This is a genomic window from Acinetobacter sp. 231_lipA (assembly GCF_058243005.1).
In genome coordinates this window covers 3158068-3183723 of record NZ_JBZAYU010000001.1, presented here as the reverse complement: position 1 = coordinate 3183723, position 25656 = coordinate 3158068, and the positions used below count along the sequence as shown (strand labels likewise).

At 39.5% G+C, this 25656-nt stretch carries 22 protein-coding genes and 2 pseudogenes; 16 read left to right on the top strand and 8 right to left on the bottom strand.

Translation table 11 applies throughout. From position 1 onward, the window contains the following. Nucleotides 1-3: 3 nt before the first annotated feature. Together AC4CUX_RS15640 and AC4CUX_RS15635 are read right to left on the bottom strand one after the other, a co-directional pair. Nucleotides 4-396, bottom strand: a pseudogene (locus tag AC4CUX_RS15640) (transposase family protein); the annotation flags it as partial. A 37-nt stretch (nucleotides 397-433) separates the two neighbouring features. Beyond that, on the bottom strand, nucleotides 434-838 hold the full coding sequence (locus AC4CUX_RS15635) for a transposase family protein (RefSeq protein ID WP_490792460.1): 405 nt from the start codon (nucleotides 836-838) through the stop codon (nucleotides 434-436). 217 nt (nucleotides 839-1055) lie between these two features. Between AC4CUX_RS15635 and AC4CUX_RS15630 the strand changes: the two genes are divergently transcribed. From AC4CUX_RS15630 to AC4CUX_RS15580, 11 genes are all read left to right on the top strand, one after another. Beyond that, nucleotides 1056-1373: an ArsR/SmtB family transcription factor gene (locus AC4CUX_RS15630; protein ID WP_004693230.1), complete on the top strand. Its 318-nt coding sequence runs from the start codon at nucleotides 1056-1058 to the stop codon at nucleotides 1371-1373. A gap of 101 nt (nucleotides 1374-1474) precedes the next feature. Further along, nucleotides 1475-3208, top strand: coding sequence for a SulP family inorganic anion transporter (locus tag AC4CUX_RS15625; RefSeq protein WP_279690704.1), 1734 nt, complete (start codon nucleotides 1475-1477; stop codon nucleotides 3206-3208). Nucleotides 3209-3441: 233 nt separating this feature from the next. Next, the gene (gene sstT / locus AC4CUX_RS15620; RefSeq protein ID WP_205668068.1) at nucleotides 3442-4635 is read left to right on the top strand and encodes a serine/threonine transporter SstT; all 1194 of its coding nucleotides are present in this window, start codon (nucleotides 3442-3444) and stop codon (nucleotides 4633-4635) included. A gap of 40 nt (nucleotides 4636-4675) precedes the next feature. After that, the gene (locus AC4CUX_RS15615; protein WP_004693233.1) at nucleotides 4676-5344 is read left to right on the top strand and encodes a YoaK family protein; all 669 of its coding nucleotides are present in this window, start codon (nucleotides 4676-4678) and stop codon (nucleotides 5342-5344) included. A 20-nt stretch (nucleotides 5345-5364) separates the two neighbouring features. Beyond that, entirely contained in the window at nucleotides 5365-5901 is a 537-nt protein-coding gene (locus AC4CUX_RS15610) for a DUF2058 domain-containing protein (protein WP_005399509.1), read from the top strand. 263 nt (nucleotides 5902-6164) lie between these two features. Beyond that, a complete protein-coding gene (locus tag AC4CUX_RS15605; RefSeq protein WP_279690700.1) occupies nucleotides 6165-7403 on the top strand; it encodes a mechanosensitive ion channel family protein in 1239 nt (412 codons plus the stop codon). A gap of 194 nt (nucleotides 7404-7597) precedes the next feature. Then, nucleotides 7598-7846, top strand: a complete 249-nt coding sequence (locus AC4CUX_RS15600) for a hypothetical protein (RefSeq protein WP_279690698.1) — start codon at nucleotides 7598-7600, stop codon at nucleotides 7844-7846. Between the two features lie 238 nt (nucleotides 7847-8084). Next, entirely contained in the window at nucleotides 8085-9935 is a 1851-nt protein-coding gene (locus AC4CUX_RS15595) for an ABC transporter ATP-binding protein (protein WP_279690696.1), read from the top strand. A 302-nt stretch (nucleotides 9936-10237) separates the two neighbouring features. Beyond that, nucleotides 10238-11266: an AraC family transcriptional regulator gene (locus AC4CUX_RS15590; RefSeq protein ID WP_490792543.1), complete on the top strand. Its 1029-nt coding sequence runs from the start codon at nucleotides 10238-10240 to the stop codon at nucleotides 11264-11266. Between the two features lie 71 nt (nucleotides 11267-11337). Further along, nucleotides 11338-11712 (top strand): glycine cleavage system protein GcvH, encoded by a 375-nt coding sequence (gene gcvH, locus AC4CUX_RS15585; RefSeq protein ID WP_004693240.1) that lies wholly within the window; start codon nucleotides 11338-11340, stop codon nucleotides 11710-11712. Between the two features lie 260 nt (nucleotides 11713-11972). After that, nucleotides 11973-13151 carry an MFS transporter gene (locus tag AC4CUX_RS15580; protein WP_279690694.1) on the top strand — a complete coding sequence of 393 codons (1179 nt, stop codon included), beginning with the start codon at nucleotides 11973-11975 and terminating at the stop codon, nucleotides 13149-13151. A gap of 47 nt (nucleotides 13152-13198) precedes the next feature. Here the strand turns inward: AC4CUX_RS15580 and AC4CUX_RS15575 are convergent, their stop codons facing one another. Together AC4CUX_RS15575 and AC4CUX_RS15570 are read right to left on the bottom strand one after the other, a co-directional pair. Next, on the bottom strand, nucleotides 13199-14392 hold the full coding sequence (locus AC4CUX_RS15575; RefSeq protein WP_184118533.1) for a PilT/PilU family type 4a pilus ATPase: 1194 nt from the start codon (nucleotides 14390-14392) through the stop codon (nucleotides 13199-13201). A gap of 235 nt (nucleotides 14393-14627) precedes the next feature. Beyond that, on the bottom strand, nucleotides 14628-15689 hold the full coding sequence (locus tag AC4CUX_RS15570; protein ID WP_279690691.1) for a 3-deoxy-7-phosphoheptulonate synthase: 1062 nt from the start codon (nucleotides 15687-15689) through the stop codon (nucleotides 14628-14630). Here AC4CUX_RS15570 and AC4CUX_RS15565 point away from each other — a divergent pair. Continuing rightward, nucleotides 15635-15781 (top strand): hypothetical protein, encoded by a 147-nt coding sequence (locus tag AC4CUX_RS15565; protein ID WP_171254088.1) that lies wholly within the window; start codon nucleotides 15635-15637, stop codon nucleotides 15779-15781. The genes AC4CUX_RS15570 and AC4CUX_RS15565 overlap by 55 nt on opposite strands. 400 nt (nucleotides 15782-16181) lie before the next feature. On the opposite strand, the gene AC4CUX_RS15560 is transcribed toward AC4CUX_RS15565, so the two are convergent. Then, nucleotides 16182-18281 (bottom strand): EAL domain-containing protein, encoded by a 2100-nt coding sequence (locus AC4CUX_RS15560; protein WP_279690690.1) that lies wholly within the window; start codon nucleotides 18279-18281, stop codon nucleotides 16182-16184. 430 nt (nucleotides 18282-18711) lie between these two features. On the opposite strand from AC4CUX_RS15560, the gene AC4CUX_RS15555 reads away from it, so the two are divergent. Together AC4CUX_RS15555 and AC4CUX_RS15550 are read left to right on the top strand one after the other, a co-directional pair. After that, the gene (locus AC4CUX_RS15555; protein WP_490792460.1) at nucleotides 18712-19116 is read left to right on the top strand and encodes a transposase family protein; all 405 of its coding nucleotides are present in this window, start codon (nucleotides 18712-18714) and stop codon (nucleotides 19114-19116) included. Between the two features lie 37 nt (nucleotides 19117-19153). After that, a pseudogene (locus AC4CUX_RS15550) lies at nucleotides 19154-19546 on the top strand (transposase family protein); the annotation flags it as partial. A 166-nt stretch (nucleotides 19547-19712) separates the two neighbouring features. On the opposite strand, the gene AC4CUX_RS15545 reads toward AC4CUX_RS15550, so the two are convergent. The 3 genes from AC4CUX_RS15545 to AC4CUX_RS15535 all read right to left on the bottom strand — a co-directional run bounded on the left by AC4CUX_RS15545 (nucleotide 19713) and on the right by AC4CUX_RS15535 (nucleotide 23262). Beyond that, the gene (locus tag AC4CUX_RS15545) at nucleotides 19713-20879 is read right to left on the bottom strand and encodes a fatty acid desaturase family protein (protein WP_279690689.1); all 1167 of its coding nucleotides are present in this window, start codon (nucleotides 20877-20879) and stop codon (nucleotides 19713-19715) included. Nucleotides 20880-20891: 12 nt separating this feature from the next. After that, nucleotides 20892-21920: a flavin reductase family protein gene (locus AC4CUX_RS15540; protein WP_279690688.1), complete on the bottom strand. Its 1029-nt coding sequence runs from the start codon at nucleotides 21918-21920 to the stop codon at nucleotides 20892-20894. A gap of 226 nt (nucleotides 21921-22146) precedes the next feature. Further along, nucleotides 22147-23262, bottom strand: coding sequence for an S-(hydroxymethyl)glutathione dehydrogenase/class III alcohol dehydrogenase (locus AC4CUX_RS15535; protein ID WP_490792542.1), 1116 nt, complete (start codon nucleotides 23260-23262; stop codon nucleotides 22147-22149). Between the two features lie 119 nt (nucleotides 23263-23381). Between AC4CUX_RS15535 and AC4CUX_RS15530 the strand changes: the two genes are divergently transcribed. Together AC4CUX_RS15530 and AC4CUX_RS15525 are read left to right on the top strand one after the other, a co-directional pair. Continuing rightward, complete coding sequence (locus tag AC4CUX_RS15530; RefSeq protein ID WP_490792541.1) at nucleotides 23382-24935, top strand: phospholipase D family protein; 1554 nt, start codon at nucleotides 23382-23384, stop codon at nucleotides 24933-24935. Nucleotides 24936-25193: 258 nt separating this feature from the next. After that, nucleotides 25194-25631, top strand: coding sequence for a hypothetical protein (locus AC4CUX_RS15525; protein WP_279692932.1), 438 nt, complete (start codon nucleotides 25194-25196; stop codon nucleotides 25629-25631). Nucleotides 25632-25656 lie beyond the last annotated feature (25 nt).

Sequence of the window (25656 nt, the reverse complement as noted above, 5' to 3'; positions counted from 1 at the left end):
CAATCAATTTAATTGTTTATCTTTCACCCAATCTAAATTGTATATGCCAGCAAGTAAATTAAACCGCAGGTTTAATCTTTTACGACGATTTCTATATACACAAGATAAAATCTTAAAACATTTCATCCTTCCAAATACATGCTCTACTTGAATTCGTCTACGACCAATCTCTCTATTTAACTTTTTTAATTCAGAATCTAGTTTTTCAGTTTTCTTTGCTTTAGATGGCATGAGGCATCCAAAACCCAATTTCTTTATCCCTAAATACCCCTTATCAACGATAAAAAAGGGCTTAAATTTTAATTTCCTCATGCTTTTTTTAAATATTTTAAAATCATGCATGCTTCCATGACTTCCACATACACTCAGTATTTCACCTGTTGTATAGTGCATAGATAGCTGAAATTTAAAGGTATGTCGCTTTTTTTTACCGCTATACCATTTCTTCTGTTTTTTTTGGACGTTGAACTAATATTTCAGTGGCATCAATCACAACAACTTCCCAATCCACTTCATCTCGATTAGGAAGTTGTTTTGGCAAGTTAAATTTTCCAGAACCGATTAAGGTATCTTCAATAGCACGTGTGATACGAATTGCACTCGTTTCAGATACACCGTAACTCATACCAAGATGGAAAAATGTTCGATATTCTCTCCAATATTCTATACATAAGAGCAAACGATCTTCCAACGGTAATTTATGCGGTCGTCCTTTACCAATATGACGAGGTAAATGCTTATTTAGCTCGGCCAACATGAGGTTAAATGTAGCCCAACTAACACCGGTAAGCCTACGAAACTTAACGTCTGATAATTTTTGAATATCTTTGAATTTCATCCAAGGATTATCGCTTGAATTAAATAATTTTGCTGATTAATTTAAGATCAAATAAATTGTACGTTTTTTGATTTATGACGGAAGTCTAGTATATATAACTTTAGCTAATATTTTATTTCACTAAAAGCCATGCATATTGGACTTGAAAACACAGCATTATGAACGGCTTGCTTTTATACTAAGCGCACAGTTGTTTTGTTTTATGAGTAGGTTTTAAATGAACACAGGACTTGAAATAACGTCTATGCGCGACTCTGCTGAAGTTGTTGTGAGTATTTTAAAATCTCTAGCCAATACTGATCGTTTATTAATTTTGTGTCATTTGTCGCAACAAGAACTTAATGTTTCTCAAATTGAAGAAATTACCGACATCAAACAGCCGACTCTTTCGCAACAATTAATGATGCTACGTAAAAGTGATGTGGTAAATACGCGCCGTGATGGTAAGCAAATTTACTATTCCATTAAAGATGAACGCATGATTGAAGTTTTAAATACTTTGTATAGCTTGTACTGCCCAAAACCACGTCTCTAAACCAAATCACTTCTATATTTTCTGTGCTATGAAAACGAATGCTAAGACTTCTTAGCATTTTTTATGCATAATATATCTAAATTTGTGATTTAGATTTTTTTATGTCTGATTGGAATCGTCGTCTAAGCCATTATCTACCCGCATGGCAATGGCTCAAGCACTATGACACGCCTACGTTTAAGTCAGATTTACTTGCATCTTTTATCGTCATTGCCATGTTGGTTCCTCAAGGCATGGCCTATGCCATGTTGGCAGGTTTACCACCAATCACTGGGCTCTATGCCAGCATTATCCCAATGATTATTTATGCCATCGTTGGTGGTAGTCCCACACTTTCTATTGGCCCTGTTGCCATCATTTCGATGATGACCTTTGCGACTTTGAACTCGATGTTTGAAGTTGGTTCACCAGTTTATATACAAGCGGCATGTTTATTAGCCCTGATGGTCGGTATCATTTCCCTGCTGTTGGGTTTATTTCGGTTTGGTTTCCTCATCCAACTGATTAGCCACCCCGTCATCCAAAGTTTCATTATTGCGTCTGCTTTGCTGATTGCTTTGGGTCAGTTGAAGTTTATTGTCGATCTGCCTTTAAAAGCCAATAATATCCCCGAATTTGTGGTTAGTGTTTGGCAATACATCAGTTTGACTCACATAGGTACGCTTCTGTTTGGACTGTGTGCAATCGCATTTTTAATTTATGTACCAAAGCTGTTGAATACTAATGCCTTAAAAGGTTGGTTCGGATCGACCGTATTACTTTCGCGTACCATTCCTTTATTTTTAGTGGTTGCCTCGATTGCCTTGGTCTATTTTTTCCAACTGCAAACGCTTGGAATCAAAACGGTCGGAATTATTCCATCTGGTATGCCTCCACTCGATATGCCGTATTGGAACTGGGCTTTAGTTTTGCAACTTTTGCCAGGTGCAACTATGATCGCGATGATCAGTTTTGTTGAATCACTTTCCATTGCTCAAGCCACTGCTTTACAAAACCGAAGTCAACTCAACAGTAACCAAGAACTTATCGCTTTGGGGTTAGCCAATATCAGTGCAGGTTTCAGTTCGGCCTTTCCTGTAACAGGCAGCCTTTCTCGTACTGTCGTAAATGCAGATGCAGGCGCTCAGACTCCTATGGCTGGTGTGCTCTCTTCGCTGTTGATTATTGTAGTGAGCTTATACTTTACCGGTTTCTTTCAGAACCTTCCTTTAGCTATTTTGGCTGCAACAATTATCGTCTCCATATGGAAACTTGTGGACTTTAAACCCTTCATCGAAGCATGGAAGTATTCCAAAGCAGATGGTATCGCGATGTGGATTACCTTTTTTGGTGTTGTCTGTATCGATATTTCAACCGGCCTGATCATTGGCATGGTTTCGACCTTTATTTTGTTGCTTTGGCGGATTAGTCGACCACATATTGCTGTGATTGGCTTGGTCGAGGGGACGCAACATTTTCGCAATGTTGAACGCCATCAAGTTCAGACGACGGCACAATTACTGTCAATGCGTATAGATGAAAGCTTAACTTTCTTAAATGCCAATATATTGAAAGGCGAGCTGATCAATGCCGTGAGCCAACAACCTGAGTTAGCCCATGTGGTGATTAATTGCTCCAGTGTGAGCAGTATCGACTTGAGTGCTTTAGAAATGCTGGAAGATATTAATCTAGAATTGGCCAAGCAAAACATTCAACTGCATTTGTCCGAAGTTAAAGGTCCTGTGATGGATCGACTGCAAAGCTCAAAACTATTGAAACATTTGAGTGGGAATGTCTTTTTAACCCATTATCAAGCCATTCAGACCCTTTCACCTCAACTGCTTAAAACTTCATAAGAGACAGAATGCCTGCTTGCACTTTTTCAATATAGTGAGAAATATCAAGCAGGCATTTGTGATAAAAATCCATTAAACATGTCATTTTTATGAATTAAAATGAATAATAAAAACTGAAATTACAATAACTTAATTTTTATATTTAAATATTTTTCAGTCAGTTAGCAAATTAGGTATAAAATGGCGCACTTAAAATCCGTATTTTGTCCTCGTAATTTCAACAAGGCGCCTCTATGTTTTCTGTTTTAGCGCGAATGAGTCTAGTTACTCGAATTATCATTGCCATTATTTTGGGTATTGGTGTAGCCCTCGTTTTCCCAGGTGTTGCACCTTATTTGAGCCTGCTAGGCGACTTATTTATTAAAGCGTTAAAATCTGTCGCGCCTGTACTTGTATTTGTCTTGGTGCTTGCTTCTATTGCAAACTTTAAAGTGGGTCATAGTGCGAATCTGCGTCCTATTATCATCATGTATGCTGTGGGTATGTTACTAGCGGCTTTTGCAGCAGTTGCAGTCAGTATCGCTTTCCCAAGTACTTTGTTCTTAAACTTACCTGCAAATACTGACTTACAACCGCCAAGTAGCTTGATTGAAATTTTTAAGAACCTACTGCTGAGCTTTATTGCTAACCCTGTAACTGCCATTAGTGAAGCAAACTTCATTGGTATTTTAGCGTGGGCTGTGGCCTTGGGTGCTGCATTCCGTCATGCCAAAGACTCAACCAAAGACTTACTCAATGATACTGCACACGCAGTAAATAGCGTGATTCGTTTGGTGATTAACTTTGCGCCGATCGGTATTTTCGGTCTAGTGGCGGTAACCTTTGCAGAAACAGGTTTAAGCACATTAGTAAGCTATGCACACTTATTGGCTGTCTTACTCGGCACAATGGCTTTCGTTGCCTTAGTCATCAACCCACTTATGGTTGCTGTGGTAACACGTAGCAATCCATATCCTTTGGTATTTCAATGTTTACGTGAAAGTGGTATCACTGCTTTCTTCACGCGTAGTTCTGCTGCGAACATTCCTGTGAACTTAGATCTTGCCAAACGTTTGGGGGTACCTGAATCTACAGCGAGCGTAGCCATTCCACTCGGTGCGACCATTAACATGGCGGGTGCATCAGTAACTATTACGGTGCTTACACTGGCAGCAGTCAATACGCTAGGTCTTAATGTTGACTTTACCACCATGATGATTTTATCTGTGCTTGCAACAGTTTCAGCTTGTGGTGCTTCTGGTGTCGCAGGTGGTTCTTTGCTGTTGATCCCTGTTGCGTGTGGACTGTTTGGTATTTCATCTGATATTTCAATGCAAGTGGTTGCAATTGGTATGGTGATTAGCGTACTACAAGACTCTACTGAAACTGCATTAAACTCATCAACTGACGTATTATTTACTGCAGCAGTTGACCGCGCTTCAAAATAATATATTGTAGAATCAGTATATTATTTTCTTTTTTGAAGTTATGCCATTTCAACACTTACCACTTTGGATTCAACTGGGGGCATTCTTTCTTGCAGTCAATGCAGGAATGATTAATGTCTTAGGACTGGTGACTGTTTTACACCAGTCCGTTTCCCATATGACTGGTAATGTAAGTGTTTTGGCGATGTCGCTTGTACATTGGCAACCCGAAAGCATTTTATATTTGCTATTAGTAACTGTCTGCTATGTCATCGGTTCATTTTATAGCGGTGTAATTCTGGGAAATAGTCACTTTCGATTGGGACGCCGCTATGGCGTACCACTCACTTTAGTGGCTTTTTTTATTTTTCTGTGTTGGTTCTTTCTGCCTTATTTTCCACGCTATGCTTTACTCTGGGCCTGCGTCGCAATGGGTGTGCAAAATGCCATGGTGAGCCATTATAAAGGCACTATCATCCGCACCACACATTTATCGGGTGTTCTTACCGATCTCGGCTTAGCGCTTGGTTATCGTGTGCGCGGACTCGTGGTTGAGCGTCGACGCGTAGTTTTACATCTTTTGATTTTAAGTGGCTTTTTGATCGGCGGACTCTGTGCAAGTTGGATGTATCCCTATTTAAAACTCAATTCTTTTTTAGTTCCAACAGCATTAAGCTTGATCCTTAGTGTTGTATATTGGATCATTTACTTTCGTTATCGTCGTTTTTAAACGCAGTTGTGGAATTCGCTATGGTAAAAAATGCATTACAGGCTCAGTTACTCAAAGCCGGTTTAGTTGACAACAAAAAGGCCAAAAAACTTTCTAAACAAGCAGTGCATGAGCAAAGAACAGGTCAAAGCAGTGAAGCTGAGATCAAGGCAAAAATTGCACAAGACAAACAGCAAAAACAGGCCAAAGATCAAGCTATTGAACTTGAGAAGAAAGCGATATTGCAAGAAAAAGAGCTCAAAGCGACGATCATTCAAATGATCACGCAGCATAAAATCCGGGATACCGATGGTGACGTGGCCTATCAGTTTATTGACGATGGCAAAATCAAAAAACAATATATCAATCAACAAATTTATAATGCCTTGGTGGCTGGTAGCCTCGTGATTGCACGTGATCATGAAAGTTATGCCTTCTTACCTAAAGCTTTAGCTGATCGTATTAATGCCAAACTTGAAGGCTTTATTATCGTAAATACCTCAGAGAAAAATGAAGCAGTCACAGATGAGGAAGATCCATACGCTGCATACGTGATCCCTGATGATCTCATGTGGTAATTTGAACCATCAGAAGCTTCCATATTGGAAGCTTCGTTGTTTCCTAGTTCATTATAAAACTAATTTACCATTCCACTGCTCTGACATATCCCGACCATCAACAATTTATGCTTCATGACATTCAAATATCGATTTAAAAAACAAATCTACGAGAGTAAATAAACAAGTCGTTGAAAATATGTATAAACTTAGTGACACAATTTGCTTAATTCGTATAGCTGATTACACTATTTACAGTGTTTTAATCATAAGAAGATCGCATTTTGGATAATTTTCATTTTATACAGAGTTTAAAAGACTGGTCAGACCAGTATCCTTGGATCGAAATGTTGACAGGATTCTGCATACTCATTCTAGTGACTATACTGGCGTATATTATTGCCAAGCATGTTGTCGTTCGTGGTATTCGGCATCTCATCACTAAGCTAAAATTTGCCAATCACGACATCATGTCGCAGCATAGTGTGATTCGTCGAATTGCGAACATAGTCCCAGCAATCGTCATTATGAATGGTATCGTTACCGTTCCTCACCTGTCTGCGAAAATGGTCAGCTTTGTCCAAATGGCGGCACAGGCCTTTATTTTCTTAACCATTGCGCTCGCGATTGGTGAATTACTGAATATCTTCAATTTGGTTTATCAACGTAATCCAAAGTCTAGAAATAAGCCCATCAAAGGCTATTTACAGCTGATCAAACTGATTATTTTCATCGTTTGTGGTTTGATGATCTTAGGAACTTTCCTGAAAAAAGATGTCTTCACTTTGCTGGCGGGCTTCGGTGCTATGGCGGCAGTGCTGATGTTGGTCTTCCAAAACACCATTTTGTCTTTGGTGGCTTCTGTTCAGATTTCATCCTATGACATGGTCCGTATTGGAGATTGGATTGAAATGCCATCCCTGAATGCAGACGGTGATGTCATTGATATGTCATTACATACCATCACCGTACAGAACTTTGATAAAACCTTTACCACAATTCCAACCAACAAATTGGTCACTGATACTTTTAAAAACTGGCGTGGTATGTCACAGGCAGGCGTACGTCGTATCAAACGCTCACTTTATATTGATCAAAGTAGCGTTCACTTTATGTCTGAAGCAGAACAAAGCAAACTTAAAGAGTTCTTATTATTAGACCAATATCTGGATCACAAAAGTACAGAGCTGGTTGAGTTTAATCAAAAACTGAGCAATACATCTCCCTGCAATCAGCGACGTTTAACCAATATAGGTACCTTTCGTGCGTATGTTGAGTTGTACCTCAATCAGCATCCAAACATTTCAAAACATCAGTCTTTAATCGTACGTCAGCTACAACCGACTGAAAAAGGCTTGCCACTGGAAATTTATGCATTTAGCAATCAAATTGCATGGAAAGACTATGAAGCGATTCAGTCGGATATTTTCGATCATTTAATTGCCATTCTTCCCGAATTTGGTCTCAAAGTTTACCAAGCACCATCGGGATATGACATGCAAATCGCAATGTCAAACCCGTAATTTTTTCACTTTGGTATGCTAAAACCATTCTAGTTTTAGCATACTAAGGTCTTAAAAACGCAGAATAGGCATTTTAATTTACGTTCTAAATTACCAACTCTAGAATAAAAATTATAAAAATACATAACATTAGTTTTTCAACAACTGTGTTATTTACGTTGTGTATTATGTAAGTTAAATATGTGATAATTTACATGAAATATACCGCAATATCACAATACCAACCTTTTCTCTTCATTAAATTAGCCACTCCTTTTCACTTTGTAAGACTTTCTAAAATGAATACTTTAAATAAATCTTTATGTGCTGCCCTTTTAGCTGTAGCAGCGACATCTTCTTTTGCAGCAGAAACTCAAGTTGTAGAAACCACTCAAAATGCAGCACCTGCTTCAGAAGCTGCTGCATCTGATGCGGTTGCGACATCAGAAGCTCAAGCAAACTAATGCTTTAAGCATCTTAGGGGATTCATTTGGTTGGGTTCCCTTTTATCACTCTTCTCTATATCAGACTTTTATATCTATTCATCTATATTTCTTGCCATCAATACTGCTACAACATCGTTTAGCCTCTGGCAATTTACACAGACGACTGAGGTATTTTCATGCTAAAATTTTCAAACTCTGCTTATTTATAAAACAAGCCATTACCTTATAAATGGTTTATTTTTAGAAGGTTTTATTCATGTTCAAATGGTTTGAAAAACGTGTTGATCCCTATCCAGAAGAAGGTTTAAACCAACCTTTACCGACCACGTTCTTTCCGTTTGTATGGCAGGCAGCTAAAGGTGTGCGTGGCTATTTGCTGATTTTGATTTTATTCACGGCTGGTGCTGCCAGCTTTGAAGCCTTGTTTTATGCCAAAATTGGTGACTTAGTAAACTGGCTCAGTAAAAGCCAGCCAGAAACATTTTTAGCAGAACATGGTTCAAATTTAGTCCTGTTATTCTGTATTTTATTGGCCAATATTTTATTTGCCAGTTTACAGTCGATTATTAAACACCAAATATTATTTAGCACTTTTCCCATGCGTCTGCGCTGGCGCTTTCATAATTTACTGTTGAAGCAAAGTCTCGACTTTTTTCATAATGATTTTGCAGGAAGACTCTCCGCAAAAGTCATGCAAACTGCACTGGCAATACGTGAGTTTTGGGTTATTTTGGGTGACATGTTGGCTTATGTGCTGATTTATTTTGTCACGGTCAATCTGGTGCTTGCCGCTATCTCCCCGCTCCTAATATTACCTTTACTGGTCTGGTTAGCTTTGTTTATCTGTGCAGCGTATTACTTCATCCCACGTTTGAGCAAAGTTTCAAATGAACAGGCTGATGCCCGAGCTGTGATGACTGGCCGTGTTACCGATGCCTATACCAATATTCAAACAGTAAAGCTTTTTGCCCATGCAGGACGTGAAAGCTTATATGCCAAAGCCTCGATGCAAGAGTTCATGGTCACCGTTTATAAACAAATGCGTTTAGGTGCTAAGTATGAAATCAGTATCCTGTTTTTAAATATAGTACTGTACGCGGGCGTATTGGGCACTGCAGTTTGGTTATGGATGAATGGGCGAGTTGAACTTGGTGTTATTGCTGCTGCAACGGCTATGATTTTAAAACTGAGCAGTATCGCTGAATTTATCATGTGGCAAACCTCAGCACTTTTTGAAAGTGTCGGTACCATTCAAGATGGCATGAAAACTTTAGGTCGTTCGATCACGATTCAAGACAAACCTAATGCCAAAGACCTTGAAGTTAAACAAGGCATGATCGAATTTAAAGACGTCACTTTTGCGTATAACAGTAAAAATGTCATAGACAATTTAAACCTACGCATCCGAGCTGGTGAAAAAATTGGGATCGTGGGTCGCTCTGGTGCAGGGAAATCAACACTGATTCAACTATTGCTACATTTTTATCAATTGAAACAGGGTGAAATTTTAATTGATGGGCAGAATATCGAAGATGTCACCCAAGACAGTTTACGTCGTAATATTGCCTTAGTGACTCAAGACACCTCCCTGCTACACCGTAGTGTTGCAGAAAATATCAAATATGGCCGTCCCAATGCGAGTGATGAAGAAATGTATGCTGCTGTACGTAAAGCCAAAGCCGAAGAGTTTATTCCTCAGCTGAATGACTTACGTGGTAAATCAGGTTATGAAGCCTATGTTGGTGAGCGTGGAGTGAAACTTTCAGGTGGCCAACGCCAGCGTATCGCCATTGCTCGTGTGTTCTTGAAAGATGCACCAATCTTAATTTTAGATGAAGCCACCAGTGCCCTAGACTCAGAAGTTGAAGCTGCAATTCAATCTAGCCTTGATGACTTAATGCAAGATAAAACGGTGATTGCGATTGCGCACCGTCTTTCAACCATTGCTCAAATGGATCGTTTGATTGTGCTTGATGAAGGTCGTATTGCAGAACAAGGGACACATGAAGAACTGATTCAAAAAAATGGTATCTATGCGCACCTTTGGCAGCGTCAAACAGGTGGATTTTTAACGGAACAACATCCGATTAAAAAGAAAGAAGCCTAATTTTACTTTCCATTTTCAGCACGCTTAGATCGTTATCTCAATGATTTTAGCGTGCTGATTTTGAAAAGATTTTACTTAATTTTTAGCATCATTTGCTGAGCCTTTATTTTTATCGAGAGTCTTATATTTTTGCTCAGAAATTTATGATATTTATAATATCGTTCCACTAAATCAAAAATGTAAAGGATACTGAATTGCTATAGGCTCGGAACATATTGTCCAACAATATGCTCCATGAATTTGAAATATTCATGCCAATATAACTTCAGTCAGAAAAGAAAGAAAAATGCAATGGATCGCGCATGAAAACAGTTTCACTTCGCCAAGATCAAGGAATTCCTGGTGTTTATGGCTTATTGTTGTTAGATGTTGTGTCTCGTTGGGGCTATAACGCAGAGACGCTATTTTCCCCTTTTCAACTCACGAGCGAACAACTCGCAGAGCCTGACTTTCGCATACCTGTTCATACTGCCAATGAACTTGTGAAGTTGGCTAGCCGTCTCACTGGTGAGCCCACGCTTGGCTACCATCTAGGCACGCAAATGCGTATTTCAATTCATGGCTTCATTGGCTATGCCATTATGACAACTCATGATATTGGCGAAGCCTTGGTACTTGCTAACCGCTTTATTCAACTGCGCATGCCTTTTTTGCAGCTTTTCTTTTCCACCTTTGGCGAAAAAGCGACTTTACAATTACGCTGTGATGTCGATATAGAACCGTTGCGTACCGATATTGCGATCAGTATTATTTTTGGCATTGTTTCTATGAGTAAGGCGCTCACTGGCATTGAAAATCTGGCTGGGGAAATTGATTTCGATTTTCCAGAACCCGAAGGCTTTGATCGCTATCGTGCAAAGCTACCTAACCATAGTGTTCGCTTTGATCAACCACATTTACTTTTGAGTTTTGATAAGCATTATCTCGGCTTTAAAATGGTCAATGCTGAGCCACTTGCAAGCCAAATAGCCATTAATCAATGTGAAGCTGAGCTCTCAGCCATGGGCGAACGCCGAAGATTATCGATGCGTGTACGTGACATTTTGACGCGCTCAGAACAACACTATTTAAGCATCGAGCATGTGGCTGACCTCTTACACATGTCTGATCGAACACTGAAGCGCCAATTGGCTGCTGAAAGCACGTCTTTTTCAACCATTGTGGATGAAGTGCGTTACCGTCATGCCACGTCACTTTTGTCACGTACAGACTATAGCTTAGAGCAAATCGCGGATGAACTGGGATATAGTGATGTGGCAAATTTCAGCCGAGCATTTAAGCGTTGGAGTGGACGCAGCCCGAGTAATTGGCGTAAAGATCCGTATTTATAGATCTTTTGTTTTGATAGAAAAGCATGTATAAATCATGCGAAAAATGATTTTTGTATTTTAAGGAGTTATTCATGAATCATCCTTCAGAATTGAAGTATGCAAGTACACATGAATGGGTGCGTATTGAAGGTGATCTTGTTGTAACTGGTATTTCAGACCATGCACAGGATGCTTTAGGCGATTTAGTCTATGTTGAAACACCAGAAGTTGGTCAACAAATCACTGCGGGCGAACAAGCGGGTGTGGTTGAATCTGTAAAAACGGCTTCTGATATTCATGCACCGGTTTCTGGCACCGTGGTAGAAATCAATGCCAATCTGGAAGATGATCCTGACTTCGTCAATGATGACCCCTACGGCAAAGGTTGGATTTATAAAATCAAACCAGACAATATCGCAGATGTAGAACAACTCCTTTCAAGCACAGCCTATGAAGCAGGTCTATAAGCCTAGTATTCATATTTACGGCTCAAAAAATCAGTCTGCGGACTGATTTTTTTGCAATTATTCTCTTATTTTGATAAATTAACTTAATATTTTTATTTTCAAATCGCTTAAATATCAGCATTTATTACTACAATTATACTTTTCACGTGCATTATCTTATAATTTGATTGTTCTAATTTCACAGCCGTGACCTAGCTTCTACATAAAATAATAGCAACAGCTCACGCCCTGTGGCCTCATCTTCGGACCAAAGGTTCTGCATGTCTGCTCTTAATACATCTTCGCTATGGAATAAGTCTTTTATTCTTTGTTTAGCGAACAATCTGTTTTTGTTCATCTTTTACTTTGCGCAGACCTCAATCCTCCCAATCTATATTTTGAATGATTTGGGTGGAAGCCTTGCACAAGCAGGCTTAGCCATGACTTTGTTCATGGCATCGTCTATCGCAGTTCGCCCTTTTAGCGGACTCATTATTGAAAAATTGGGCAATAAGAAAACGCTTTTTATCGCGGAAGCCCTATTTTGTTTGTTTTCCTTGGCTTATTTTTTTGCCGATAATTTACAACTGCTGTTACTGATTCGTTTTCTACATGGCATTTGGTTCAGTATCGTCACCACAGTTGCCGTACCTATCGTCAATGAGTTTATTCCAGAAAAACGTAAAGGCGAAGGTATGGGCTATTTTGTCATGTCGATTAATCTGGGGATTGTACTTGGGCCATTCCTCGGTTTAACCCTGATCCAGTCTGTATCCTATCCAATGGTCGCAGGAATTTTAGCGTTTAGTGTCTGTCTCGGTTTCTTGTTTTGCTTCTTTATCCCAATTCAGCAGACCACTCAAAAATTGACACCACCCGTGAAGCGCAAGCTCAGTATCCATGACTTTGTTGAAACTAAAGCCTTGAATATTTCAATTATGGGTATGATCGTTTCTTTTTCCTATGCCAGTATTATGTCGTTCATTTCAACTTATGCAGAGTCTAAACATCTGCTGAACTACGCGAGCTTGTTTTTTATCGTCTTTGCGATTTCCATGATGAGTCTACGCCCGATTACAGGCAAAATTTATGACCGTCGCGGAGCGAGCTATGTGATTTACCCAGCGATTATATTATTTAGCTTAGGACTTGTGAGTCTCAGTCAGATTCAATCTCTGACGGGTTTATTGGTTGCGGCAGTATGCGTTGGCATGGGCTTTGGTTCTGCACAGCCTTGTCTACAAACTTTAGCTATTCAAGGTGCGGAAAAGCATCGGATTGGCCATGCGACCTCCACGTTCTTTACCATGTATGACTTAGGTATTGCTCTTGGCTCTGTATTGTTGGGTCTACTCATTTCTAAGCAAGGTTATAGCTTCACCTATTTATTCTGTGCACTGACAACCATTTTAAGTTTATTGTTCTATGCCGTTATCGCGAATAGAAAGAAAACCGCTTAAAATATCAGTCCGTATGCGCATAGCAATGAACATACGGACTCAGAAAATTAGGCGTCGGCCTTCTCTTCTTCAGCGTCTTTGGCTTTTTCAGCAACCGCTTGATCAAAAGACAAAGCACTATTTGAGTTTAACTGTGGGTTAGCACGACTACTTTTTAACTTAATCTGTAGACGTAATTCATTGACCGAGTCTGCATTTCGTAGTGCTTCTTCATAAGCGATTGCACCTTGATTGTATAAATCAAACAAAGCCTGATCAAAAGTCTGCATGCCTAGCTCACGCGACTTTGACATCACTTCTTTAAGTTCGTGGAAATTCCCTTTAAGTATCAAGTCTGACATCAAAGGTGTATTGAGCATGATTTCCACCGCTGCTCGGCGACCACGCCCATCTTCAGTTCGCACCAGACGCTGTGAAATAATCGCCTTCATATTGGAAGATAAGTCCATCAAAAGTTGATTGCGACGTTCGTCTGGGAAAAAGTTAATAATTCGATCTAAAGCCTGATTTGCATTATTGGCATGTAATGTGCCTAGGCATAAGTGGCCTGTTTCTGCAAAAGCTATGGCATGCTCCATAGTCTCCGTGTCACGAATCTCACCAATTAAAATGACATCAGGTGCTTGGCGCAAAGTATTTTTCAAAGCATTGTGCCAAGAGTGACAGTCCACACCCACTTCCCGATGAGTAATCATCGATTTCTTATGTTTATGTACATACTCCACAGGATCTTCAACCGTAATAATGTGCCCTGCCGAGTTTTCATTTCGATGATCAATCATGGCCGCCAAAGACGTAGATTTACCTGACCCTGTACCCCCAACGACCAATACTAAACCACGTTTTTCCATAATCACGTCTTTTAAAGACGTTGGAAGTTGTAGCTTAGTGAAGTTAGGAATTTCCGCGGTAATCGTACGAATCACCATCCCCACATGCAGTTGCTGCTGAAAAACATTGACGCGAAAACGCGAAACATTGGGAACGCTAATTGCAAAATTACACTCCAGCTCAGTTTCGAACTCTAATCGTTGCTTTTCGTTCATTAAGCTATATGCAAAGAGCTTAGTCTGATCAGATGGCAAATTTTGTTGACCCAATGGCTTCATGAGGCCCTGATGCTTAATACTTGGCGGAAAGTCTGCAGATATAAATAAGTCTGAGCCACCATACTCAACCACTTTGCTGAGCATGTGAAACATCATCCGACGGGCTTCTTCTAAAAGTTCTGCAGAATACATAGTGTTCTCTAAAAATTAGTGCAAATAGCTGACTTAAAAAGCATTTCTTTTATTCAAAATACAATTTTTATCGTGTTGTTTCAGGCTTCTGATTTTGCATAAGTTTATGCTCTAGCTCAACCTAATTTATCGTTTGATAAATAACTTTTAGCTTATTTTTCAATTTATTATCTTCATTTATTGAACTGGATCACAAAAAAGACCTTTCATTGAAAGGTCTTTTGGGCTGCGTTGATTAAGCACTACGTTGAATGGCATGACTGCGTAATGTGTCGGCAACCTCTAAAAGTACTTGCTCGGTTTTTTCCCAGCCTAAACAGCCATCGGTAACAGACTGACCATAGACCATGTCATCTGAAATTTTCTGATTACCATCAACCAAGTGACTTTCAAGCATGACACCACACACATTGCTTTGCGTACGTTCTGCAACAATGCGACGCAATACATTAGGTTGATTGAGTGGATTTTTACTACTGTTCCCATGACTACAGTCAATCACCAAAGCAGGTAATTCACCTTTGACTTTATCTTGCATATGACGAATATCGGATAAAGCATAGTTAGGCTCTGAGTTTGCACCACGTAAAATCAAGTGTGGCTTCGGATTTCCTTGGGACTGAAGCATACATGCCATGCCTTGCTGCCCAATTCCCATGAACTGGTGAGGGTTTGATGCAGACTGAATCGCATCCAGAGCAATTTGAATTGAGCCATCTGTGCCATTTTTGAAACCAATGCTAAATGGCATATGACTCGAAATTTCACGATGAATCTGCGACTCGCTGGTACGCGCACCAATGGCTCCCCATGCCAACAGATCGTCGAAATAAGCAGTCGCCATCGGGCTTAAAATTTCTGTAGCAATCGGCAGTCCCATTTCAATAATCGCTAAATACAATGCTCGAGACTGCTCTAATCCCAACTGCATATTGGAAGATCCATCGAGTAGAGGATCGTATAAAAAACCTTTCCAACCCACTGTTGTCCGTGGTTTTTCAATATAAGCACGCATCACGAAGAAAATCTGATCTGAAACTTTGGTTTGTAGTTGCTTTAACTTTTCAGCGTATTCTAAAACCGCAATAGGGTCATGAATGGAACACGGGCCAGTAATGACCATTAAACGATGGTCTTTGCCATCTAATATATTTTGAATGGTTTGACGCTGTTCAACAATTTGTAGTTTTAATGGCGCTGAAAGTGGCAACTGCGCTTTGAGTTGCTGCGGCAAACTAAAAAGTGTTTCTTGAACTGTCGTTTGAGTACTTTGTAGTGCAGTATTTAGAGCATTCATTGGTTTGTATCCTTTGGACTGTGGTCTTCAGTCCGATCTTTTATTTGAGCGTTATGGGTCTAATGGATTGCTGGGCTAAAGTCATAAATTGACTAAAGTAAAACCAATAAAAGTTGCTAAAGTATGAATAGTTAGTTGTTTTCATGAAATACTCCAAAATTTATTAAAACAGCAGATATAAAAAAACCTGACCAGGGTTGCCAATCAGGTATTAACTAGGTGGGCAACCTTTTCATGCCCGAACGCGTTCAGGCAATTATCTAAATTGCCAAAAGTAATAATTTGCGTTAGAGGTTACAGGTTGCTTTAACATTTTTATATCTTCAAAAAATATGTTATCTGAAATTTAAAATACGCTGATTTTTTTGCTTTTACAACACTTTTTTATACAAAAAATTCTGTTCTATCCCGTTTAAGCCACTGCCTTCGCCTTTAACTCAATGGCCTAATCATGTTTGAGTTCATGAGAACAGCCGCTATATGGAGCCATGCCTAGTGTAGTTTTAGCAACTGCATTTCTGCCTGCTGAGCACAAACAGGCGGACTAAACAGATAACCTTGCCCAATATGGCAGCCCATATCTCTTAAAAGCTGCAATTGTGTTTCAGTTTCAATCCCTTCAGCAACGATATCCATCGATAAAATCGGACCAAGCTTGGCTAACCCTTCGACAATAGCATAAATCGATTTATCATCGCTTAAATGTTGCACAAAAGAGCAGTCAACTTTAATAATATCAACAGGATAGTCACGTAAATGAGTAAGAGAAGAATGCCCTGTACCAAAATCATCCAATGCTATTCGCACACCATTTGCTTTGAGTTTTTTTAAGGCACGAACCACGTATTCATAGCCGCGTTCAGCCAAATGATATTCAGTGACCTCGATTTCAACAAATTTCGAGGGGATGCGGTAGGCTTTGAGACGTTTTAAGAAGATCTCTGCAAAATTATCACGCATAAACTCAACAGGTGCTGCATTAATTGAAATAGGTACAATCTGTAAGCCTTTTGCCCGCCATTCAGTAATCTGCTTGAAGACCTGATGTTGCATAATTTCACCAATACGACTGGATAACTCATAATCATTAAAAGCTGCTGCGATTCGTGCAGGGCTTTGAATGTTATTTTGATCATCACGCCAGCGTAATAGCGCTTCATAACCAATAATTCGTTCTGAGTCTAAACAGACTTTCGGTTGAAAGAAAGCCTCGATGGCAACATTACGAATAATTTGATGCGCACAATTAAGTTGTTCAGATTGCTCCCGTACCGCATTAAACATATCCTGATCAAACATGCGCATACCACCGCGGCCTTGTGCTTTAACATCATTGAGTGCTGTGTCAGCACACTTGAGTAACTCACTGAGGTCATTGGCGTCATCTGGATAGAGGCCACATCCAATGCTCATGCCACCATTGATGTAGTTACCCGAAAACGTAATGGGGATTTCTAGTTGTTGCAAAATCTGTTGGGCAATTTGATTGAGCTCACCTATATCCTGCACATGTGGAATAATCACACCAAACTCATCCCCACCAAGACGTGCCAAGAAAGCACGTCCTTCTAAAATTTGTTTTAAGCGTTTCGATAAAATTCTTAAAAGGTGGTCACCCGCTGCATAGCCCAGTGTGTCATTGATGGTTTTAAAGTGATCTAAATCCATCAGCATGACGGCTAACTTTTGTTTTTTATCACGTGCGCTGTTATACAGTTTTCTGATTTTTTCTTTAAACGCACGCCGGTTATTTAAACCGGTTAATTCATCACGTTCGCTGCCTTGTTTTAATTTTTGTTCGGTCAGATATTGCAGCGTGATATCACGTGAAACACATAAAATACTCTGGGTCTCTCCGTCAACATCAAGTACAGGTGTCAGAACATTTTCCCAATAATAAACTTTTCCGTCCGATAAACTCATGCCATTAAAACGGGAAATTTGGCCTTGGCCTGCGTCATGCAATGCTTTTTTGGCTTTTTTACGCACCGCAGGAGGCAAAAGTTCGACCCAAGACATACCAAAGTCCTTAACATCTGCACTTCCCAATAACATGACACATGCCGACTTATTCATATGTGTGACCGTGCCATCTGGCTCAACTACAATAATGCAGTCTACGCTGGCATTTAACATATCCGAATGGGCACGTAACAGCGCCAAAGACTCGATATAAATTTTCATGCCCTGATGAATATCAGTGCAACTCAGTTGAAATCCAGCTGTCGAGCGATCCATTTCACCTTGGACTAAGAACCAATGATACTGGCCCTGATGATTACGAATCCGACAGGTTTTTTCAAATGTGAGCTCGGCAATTATCGGTTGATGCAAAAATTCATCTACTGCTGGCACATCTTCTGGATGAATATATTCGACTAAATTGAAGCTATCTGCGGATAAATCCATTCCTCCCACATACTGACGTAAGGGTAAATTTATATATTTGCAGACGTCATTATGAATCCAAAAAAGCTGAGGAATAGTATCAATCAGATAGTAGTCTTTTTTTAAAGTAGAACGCTTTCCTGCCTGTTGATCATAAGCAATATTTTTAGATTTATTCTTAGGCTGTGAATGGGTTCGAGACATAATAATTATCTGCAACTTAAACTTGCTGGTTTAGTCCATAACCAGACATATTGTTTAAAAAAGAAATCAAGCAAAGTCATGAAAAACAATGAAAAAACAAAAAAGTAAATATAAGTATAATGACGCTGCGTGATTACCATCACAATATGCATCATATACAACTTATATAAGCGTATACCAATGAAAAATTGCAACTATTACACAAATTAGACAAATAACTGAGAGCCGTTTTCAATAGCAAATGAGCATTCATTTGAGCAACACTGCAAAGCTAAACAACTTTCAGTGAAAACCCAATATTAACAATAATTTATTTTAAGTAAATACCGACTATTCACATAATAGACTTCCGTCATAAATCAAAAAACGTACAATTTATTTGATCTTAAATTAATCAGCAAAATTATTTAATTCAAGCGATAATCCTTGGATGAAATTCAAAGATATTCAAAAATTATCAGACGTTAAGTTTCGTAGGCTTACCGGTGTTAGTTGGGCTACATTTAACCTCATGTTGGCCGAGCTAAATAAGCATTTACCTCGTCATATTGGTAAAGGACGACCGCATAAATTACCGTTGGAAGATCGTTTGCTCTTATGTATAGAATATTGGAGAGAATATCGAACATTTTTCCATCTTGGTATGAGTTACGGTGTATCTGAAACGAGTGCAATTCGTATCACACGTGCTATTGAAGATACCTTAATCGGTTCTGGAAAATTTAACTTGCCAAAACAACTTCCTAATCGAGATGAAGTGGATTGGGAAGTTGTTGTGATTGATGCCACTGAAATATTAGTTCAACGTCCAAAAAAAACAGAAGAAATGGTATAGCGGTAAAAAAAAGCGACATACCTTTAAATTTCAGCTATCTATGCACTATACAACAGGTGAAATACTGAGTGTATGTGGAAGTCATGGAAGCATGCATGATTTTAAAATATTTAAAAAAAGCATGAGGAAATTAAAATTTAAGCCCTTTTTTATCGTTGATAAGGGGTATTTAGGGATAAAGAAATTGGGTTTTGGATGCCTCATGCCATCTAAAGCAAAGAAAACTGAAAAACTAGATTCTGAATTAAAAAAGTTAAATAGAGAGATTGGTCGTAGACGAATTCAAGTAGAGCATGTATTTGGAAGGATGAAATGTTTTAAGATTTTATCTTGTGTATATAGAAATCGTCGTAAAAGATTAAACCTGCGGTTTAATTTACTTGCTGGCATATACAATTTAGATTGGGTGAAAGATAAACAATTAAATTGATTGAAAAATGATTTATGAAGGAAGTCTAATGATTAAATTTAATCCTACTTACACAAAGACATCATATAGAGGGGTTTTACGCCTTATTTTTGTGCAAAAAAAGCAGAAGCTTAATTGGTCAATATTATCCAATAAAGTTTCTGCTCTGGTACATACTTATGAGCTATTATTTAAAGATTTTTTTCTTCAATAAACTCAAATTGTGTTTCAGAAAAGACTGTGTAGGGTCACTTTTTTCATAACATTCATTTGGCAGCGAGTATTTAGCCAACTTCACCCAAACAGATGAAAACTGTTTGATAAAGCTCGCTTCATTGTAATGAATTCCATACTCTGCACACAGTGCTTTAATTTTGGGTGCGACTTGTGCGTAGCGATTGGCTGGCATGTCCGGGAAAAGATGATGTTCGATTTGATGACTCAAGTTCCCGCTTAAGATATGCAAGGCCTGTGTCCCACTAAAATTACTTGAGCCTCGAATTTGGCGCAGATACCACTCGGCCCGTGTTTCATTGTCAATATTGTCCATTTTAAAGTTTTCAGCGTCTTCGGTAAAGTGACCATTAAAAATCACCGCAGATGCCCATAAACTACGAATAACATTGGCTACCGCATTTCCTGCAAAAACTGGCAGTGCATTTGGCCCAGCAATGATGGGGAAAAAGACATAGTCCTTAATCACTTGGCGTTTCATTTTCTGCCTAAAATCATATGACTCTGCCCAAACTTCGCGCCAAGTTTTTGTTTTATAGGCGACCACATCCTCTATATGCAGATTTTGTATACCAACATACCACTCAAAAAACACCATTAACTGTGCAGCTAAAGGTAGATTCAGTAAAAAGCGAGGTTCCCAGACCTGTGCATCGCTCACACGGACTAATCCATAGCCGACATCATGGTCCATACCAACAATATTGGTGTAGGTATGATGGATATAATTATGCGTATGTTTCCAGTCGGGGCCTGTGGCCATAGTATCCCAGTCATAATTTACCCCGTTGAGACTCGGGTCATTTAACCAATCAAACTGACCATGCATAACATTATGCCCAAGCTCCATATTTTCTACGATTTTAGATACACCCAATAAACCTGTGCCCAAAATCCATACTGGAGGCAGCCATCCTGCAAACATGAGTATTGCACGTGCGCTTATTTCGCTATAGCGCACAAAATTTCGAATTTTGTAAATATATTGAGCATCTTTTTCATTGAGACTTTCCATCACTTCACGACGGATTGCTTCAACTTTCGCACCAAACTCTTCGACTTGTGCAGGACTTAAATATTTGGATTTACTGCTTTCACTAAAATAAACGGGAAGATTCATATCTATGCCTTCTTAAAGGTTGATCACAACAGGACTAACCGCCTGTGAAATGCATAATTTAATTTGTGTGTTATTGTTTTGATCAAGCTCTCCTGTGAGCAGATTCCGCACCACACCCTGAACTTTGGTACATGAACAAGTATTACAAATGCCCATACGACAACCATGTGCGGGACGTAAACCCACCTGTTCTGCACTGTCTAATAAATTGCTTTTGGCCTGAAACTGTTGCTGCGAACGTTGAAACGTGACCACTTGAGCACTTTGGGTGTGGTCGACAACAATTTGAAAGTATTCGGTATGCAGATGGTCCACTAAGTCTAAAGCTTGATAAATTTCTGTCAGGCTTTGCATCATATTGGCAGCACCGCAGGCATAGCATTCACGTTGTTCAAAACCTTCAATCTTTTGGCTAAGCAAGTCTTGGCTCAGATGTTGTTTATGGGTCCGTGTATTGACATGATGATATTTAAACTGCGGATAATGTTCAGTAAGTTGTTGCAGTTCTGCATGAAAGCTATCATCCCGCGTAAAGTAAATGAGATCAATATTGGAAACTGTTTGTGGGCGTTTTAATGCTGCATTGATCAATGCGTAAATTGCAGTAATACCACTTCCCGAGGCAATCATCAGTGCAGAGTGAGGCTGACTTTTTAAAACAAATTCGCCCTGCGGTTTGGAAATTTCAACTACACTTTTTACAGGCTGTTGAGTGAGTGCATTTGAGACTTTGCCCTGTTGTTTAACAGCAATCACAAGATTGCCATTTTCTAAAATCTCGACAATCGAATAGCTGCGCTGCCAACGTACACCAGCAATGAGTACTGTCACTAAGATACTTTGCCCAGCTTGATAGTCGGTTGCTTTAAAATGATGATTTGGCTGTAACTGCATGTACACAAAGTCATCTGACAAGTGATGCTTTGCAACAATCCGCGCTTTGGCTTTTTTCCATGCCCATAGCGGATTTACTTTTTCAGTCAGAAAATCGATGAAATCTTCACGTACCCATTCAGGACGGTATTCAACATGCTTTCCCATAGTCACCCTCTGCTTTAGTTTATTTTTATACAAGTGTGCATTATTGAGATATCAAGATAAGGTGAGAACCTATTTTCGACTATGTCATAAAAGGACAAAATCTAACGAATTGACATTTTTTATCATTTTTGTCTAACAACATGAACAGTTTTGCCAATTCACTATTCTTCTAATTAAAAACAAAAAACCAAGCCGTAGCTTGGTTTTTTAAACATCTTACAGCAAATTAGTCTTCAAAATGAATCACAGTACGGATTGATTTTCCATCATGCATTAAGTCAAAGGCTTCATTGATTTTGTCGAGACCCATGGTATGCGTAACAAATGGAGCTAAACGAATGTCGCCAGTCATTGCTTCTTCAACCATACCTGGCAGTTGTGAACGACCTTTTACACCGCCAAAAGCTGTCCCTTTCCAGGTACGGCCAGTGACCAGTTGGAATGGACGCGTTGAAATCTCTTGGCCTGCACCTGCCACACCAATAATCACCGACTGTCCCCAACCACGGTGTGCACATTCAAGTGCTGAGCGCATGACATTGGTGTTACCAATACATTCAAATGAGTGATCAACCCCCCAACCAGTCATTTCAACAATGACTTCTTGTACAGGACGGTCATGATCTTTTGGGTTTACAAAATCAGTTGCTCCGAATTCTGCTGCTAATTTATATTTGTCAGGGTTCGTGTCAACCGCAATAATACGGCTGGCTTTGGCTTTTTTTGCACCTTGTACAACAGCTAGACCAATACCACCTAAACCAAAGACTGCAACGGTATCACCCTCTTGTACTTTGGCTGTATTTTTGACTGCACCTAAACCAGTGGTCACGCCGCAACCCAATAGGCAGACGTGTTCAGGGTTAGCATCTGGATTGATTTTAGCCAAAGACACTTCTGCGACAACGGTATATTCAGAAAAGGTTGAACAGCCCATGTAGTGATAAATCGGTTGTCCATTATAAGAAAAACGCGTTGTACCATCGGGCATCAGACCTTTACCTTGTGTAGCTCGAACTGCAACACATAGATTGGTCTTGCCTGACTGACAGAATAAACACTCGCCACACTCAGCTGTATACAGTGGAATAACATGATCACCCAGCTGAACACTGGTTACGCCTTCACCGACCTGAACTACGATACCCGCACCTTCATGGCCTAAAACTGCTGGAAAAACACCTTCGGGATCATCACCAGATAGAGTAAATGCATCGGTATGGCATACACCTGTATGGGTAATCTTGACTAAAACTTCACCTTTTTGCGGTGGAGCAACATCAATTTCTACAATTTCGAGAGGTTGTCCAGGTCCAAAGGCAACAGCTGCACGTGATTTCATTTTCGCTATCCTTAAGGAAGTCTTTAACAGATGCGCTACAGTAACCGCTTTTTATTCTTTGTTTCAACCTATAACATGTGAAATATATAACTTATAAAAATTAGGTCTTTAAAAGAAATATGGCGATACCAACTCATTGTCGACCTCTGATTTTGCTAAGCACCGTTTTAACACTCGCGGGATGCCAGCTCGCCCCCAATCAGGCTAAGCCTTCAGCCCCTGTAGAGGTATATGCAGAGCATTGGCTCAAGGGTCAAGATGCATCTGCACAGAAAAAACAGGGACTTACGGCTTATTTGGCGTTGGACGAAGCATTTATGAGCATTGCCTCACGCTTACACTTGATACGAGAGGCCAAGCACAGTCTAGATGTCCAATACTATATCTGGGGAGATGACTTTATAGGCCATATGATGTTGCATGAACTGTTAAATGCTGCAGATCGTGGGGTGAAAGTACGTTTATTAATTGATGACCAAAACGGCACGGCACTTGATGAAACTTTCAAAAAGCTGAGCGCTCACCCCAATTTTGAAATCAAATTATTCAATCCTTACAAATACCGTCATTTACGTGTGATTGATTATGCTTTCCGCTTCAATCACATTAACCATCGTATGCATAACAAACTGATTATTGCTGATGGCGCAATAGCAGTAACTGGCGGTCGTAATATCAGCAGTGAATATTTTGACGCCAGTGAAAAATTCCAATTTACCGATTTGGACATTTTGTTTTATGGGCAAGCTGTAGAACATGCCAATAGTGTATTTCTAAGTTTCTGGAATGATGATCTCAGTTATACAATTCCCCAATTAGTGGGTCGTGGAACAAAAGAAGAACTGGCTCAATTAAAACAGCACTATGAAGCGGATGCCTTAGATAAAAATGTGATTGAACAGAAAATTGATTTGGCTCGGATACTAGTCGATTCAGAGCTGACTAAACATCCTGTTAACTGGGCAAAAGCTCATTTCATTGCCGATTCTCCCAATAAAATTCGTGGTGAAGCAGAGCCTGATGAAATCATTGTCAAACAAATGTTCGATTTGATGGGTAAGCCTGAAAAGCATATGGAGTTGGTCTCCGCATATTTTGTCCCAACCACAGCGGGTGCCGACTATCTTTCCAATTTGGCAAAAAATGGAACTCGAGTTCGGGTCTTAACCAATTCTTTATTGGCTAATGATGTTGCCATTGTGCATGCATTTTATAAAAAATATCGCCGTGGCTTGCTTGAAAATGGTGTCAAACTGTATGAGTTTAAACCCTATATCGAACGAGAGAAATACACATGGTATGAAGTGGCAACTGGTCATGTGATTCCAGCTAAAGGTCGAAGTTCCTCACGGCTCCATGCCAAATTTTTTGATATAGACGGAAAAGTCTTTGTCGGTTCGTTTAACTTTGACCCACGCTCAGCCCATTTAAATACAGAAGTGGGCTTAGTGGTGGAGTCAGATCAATTGCAAAATGCAATCTCACATAAGTTAGATGAATTTCTCCCACATATCGCTTATGAGTTAAAACTTAATCCTCAAGGCGATATCATTTGGCTTGAACATCAAAAAGATGGGAGTGTCATTGAACATCAAAATGAACCCGAAACTACAAAATTTCAGCGTTTTATGATGAAAGCTGTATCATACCTACCAATTGAATGGATGATGTAATTACAGGTGAATGACGTTATCCATATTCTCTAACGTACGATAGCTTTCTGTTTAGGCTAAGTGCTTTGTTTTTTAGGCTCAGCTTAAAAATGCTTTATCTATTGCTATTTTTAATAAACACCATTGAATATAAAATCCGAACAGAATAATTGGCTCTGATACCTAAATTCATTCAAGGGCTTGAAAGGTTTTACTCAGTACACACTTTGATTTAACATGCAGCCCATCTTTTTTATCTCCCCTTTACAAAGTTTAGTAATGCAATTTTTTGATTTAAGTCGTCAGTTTAATCTCAGTAATATTTTAACCCCTTACAAAACACTAGAAGATCTTGCTCGACAAGAATGGTTTCTAAGTAAAGTGCGTGTTGAACATGACTGCTTGAGTGACAATGACATGGTTGAAGGGCAAGTCGTTTTAAAATCCAATCAAAATATCCAAATTGAACTGGAGTGGCAAATCCAAGATACAGGCCATGAACTTTTGGTTCAGTTTAAAGGGATCGAAACAGCTGCAAGCGAAGAGACTTTTGTTTTGGTGAAAGGTGCACAATTGATCGATGAATCGCAACAGCCACTTTCGGCAGGTGCACTCAGCCTATGGATTGATGGAACATTATTTCCTATGCTGCCACAACTACGTAAACAGATTAAAGCGCGGCTTAATCTCTGGGACTATGTTGAGTACGAAGACTAAAGCAGACCAACCATCTACGAATGGC

Bases quoted from the DNA above. Each gene is read 5' to 3' on its own strand.
- AC4CUX_RS15635 (WP_490792460.1), bottom strand. From the start codon at position 838: ATGAAATTCAAAGATATTCAAAAATTATCAGACGTTAAGTTTCGTAGG.
- AC4CUX_RS15630 (WP_004693230.1), top strand. From the start codon at position 1,056: ATGAACACAGGACTTGAAATAACGTCTATGCGCGACTCTGCTGAAGTT.
- AC4CUX_RS15625 (WP_279690704.1), top strand. From the start codon at position 1,475: ATGTCTGATTGGAATCGTCGTCTAAGCCATTATCTACCCGCATGGCAA.
- sstT (WP_205668068.1), top strand. From the start codon at position 3,442: ATGTTTTCTGTTTTAGCGCGAATGAGTCTAGTTACTCGAATTATCATT.
- AC4CUX_RS15615 (WP_004693233.1), top strand. From the start codon at position 4,676: ATGCCATTTCAACACTTACCACTTTGGATTCAACTGGGGGCATTCTTT.
- AC4CUX_RS15610 (WP_005399509.1), top strand. From the start codon at position 5,365: ATGGTAAAAAATGCATTACAGGCTCAGTTACTCAAAGCCGGTTTAGTT.
- AC4CUX_RS15600 (WP_279690698.1), top strand. From the start codon at position 7,598: ATGAAATATACCGCAATATCACAATACCAACCTTTTCTCTTCATTAAA.
- AC4CUX_RS15595 (WP_279690696.1), top strand. From the start codon at position 8,085: ATGTTCAAATGGTTTGAAAAACGTGTTGATCCCTATCCAGAAGAAGGT.
- AC4CUX_RS15590 (WP_490792543.1), top strand. From the start codon at position 10,238: ATGAAAACAGTTTCACTTCGCCAAGATCAAGGAATTCCTGGTGTTTAT.
- gcvH (WP_004693240.1), top strand. From the start codon at position 11,338: ATGAATCATCCTTCAGAATTGAAGTATGCAAGTACACATGAATGGGTG.
- AC4CUX_RS15580 (WP_279690694.1), top strand. From the start codon at position 11,973: ATGTCTGCTCTTAATACATCTTCGCTATGGAATAAGTCTTTTATTCTT.
- AC4CUX_RS15575 (WP_184118533.1), bottom strand. From the start codon at position 14,392: ATGTATTCTGCAGAACTTTTAGAAGAAGCCCGTCGGATGATGTTTCAC.
- AC4CUX_RS15570 (WP_279690691.1), bottom strand. From the start codon at position 15,689: ATGAATGCTCTAAATACTGCACTACAAAGTACTCAAACGACAGTTCAA.
- AC4CUX_RS15560 (WP_279690690.1), bottom strand. From the start codon at position 18,281: ATGTCTCGAACCCATTCACAGCCTAAGAATAAATCTAAAAATATTGCT.
- AC4CUX_RS15555 (WP_490792460.1), top strand. From the start codon at position 18,712: ATGAAATTCAAAGATATTCAAAAATTATCAGACGTTAAGTTTCGTAGG.
- AC4CUX_RS15545 (WP_279690689.1), bottom strand. From the start codon at position 20,879: ATGAATCTTCCCGTTTATTTTAGTGAAAGCAGTAAATCCAAATATTTA.
- AC4CUX_RS15540 (WP_279690688.1), bottom strand. From the start codon at position 21,920: ATGGGAAAGCATGTTGAATACCGTCCTGAATGGGTACGTGAAGATTTC.
- AC4CUX_RS15535 (WP_490792542.1), bottom strand. From the start codon at position 23,262: ATGAAATCACGTGCAGCTGTTGCCTTTGGACCTGGACAACCTCTCGAA.
- AC4CUX_RS15530 (WP_490792541.1), top strand. From the start codon at position 23,382: ATGGCGATACCAACTCATTGTCGACCTCTGATTTTGCTAAGCACCGTT.
- AC4CUX_RS15525 (WP_279692932.1), top strand. From the start codon at position 25,194: ATGCAATTTTTTGATTTAAGTCGTCAGTTTAATCTCAGTAATATTTTA.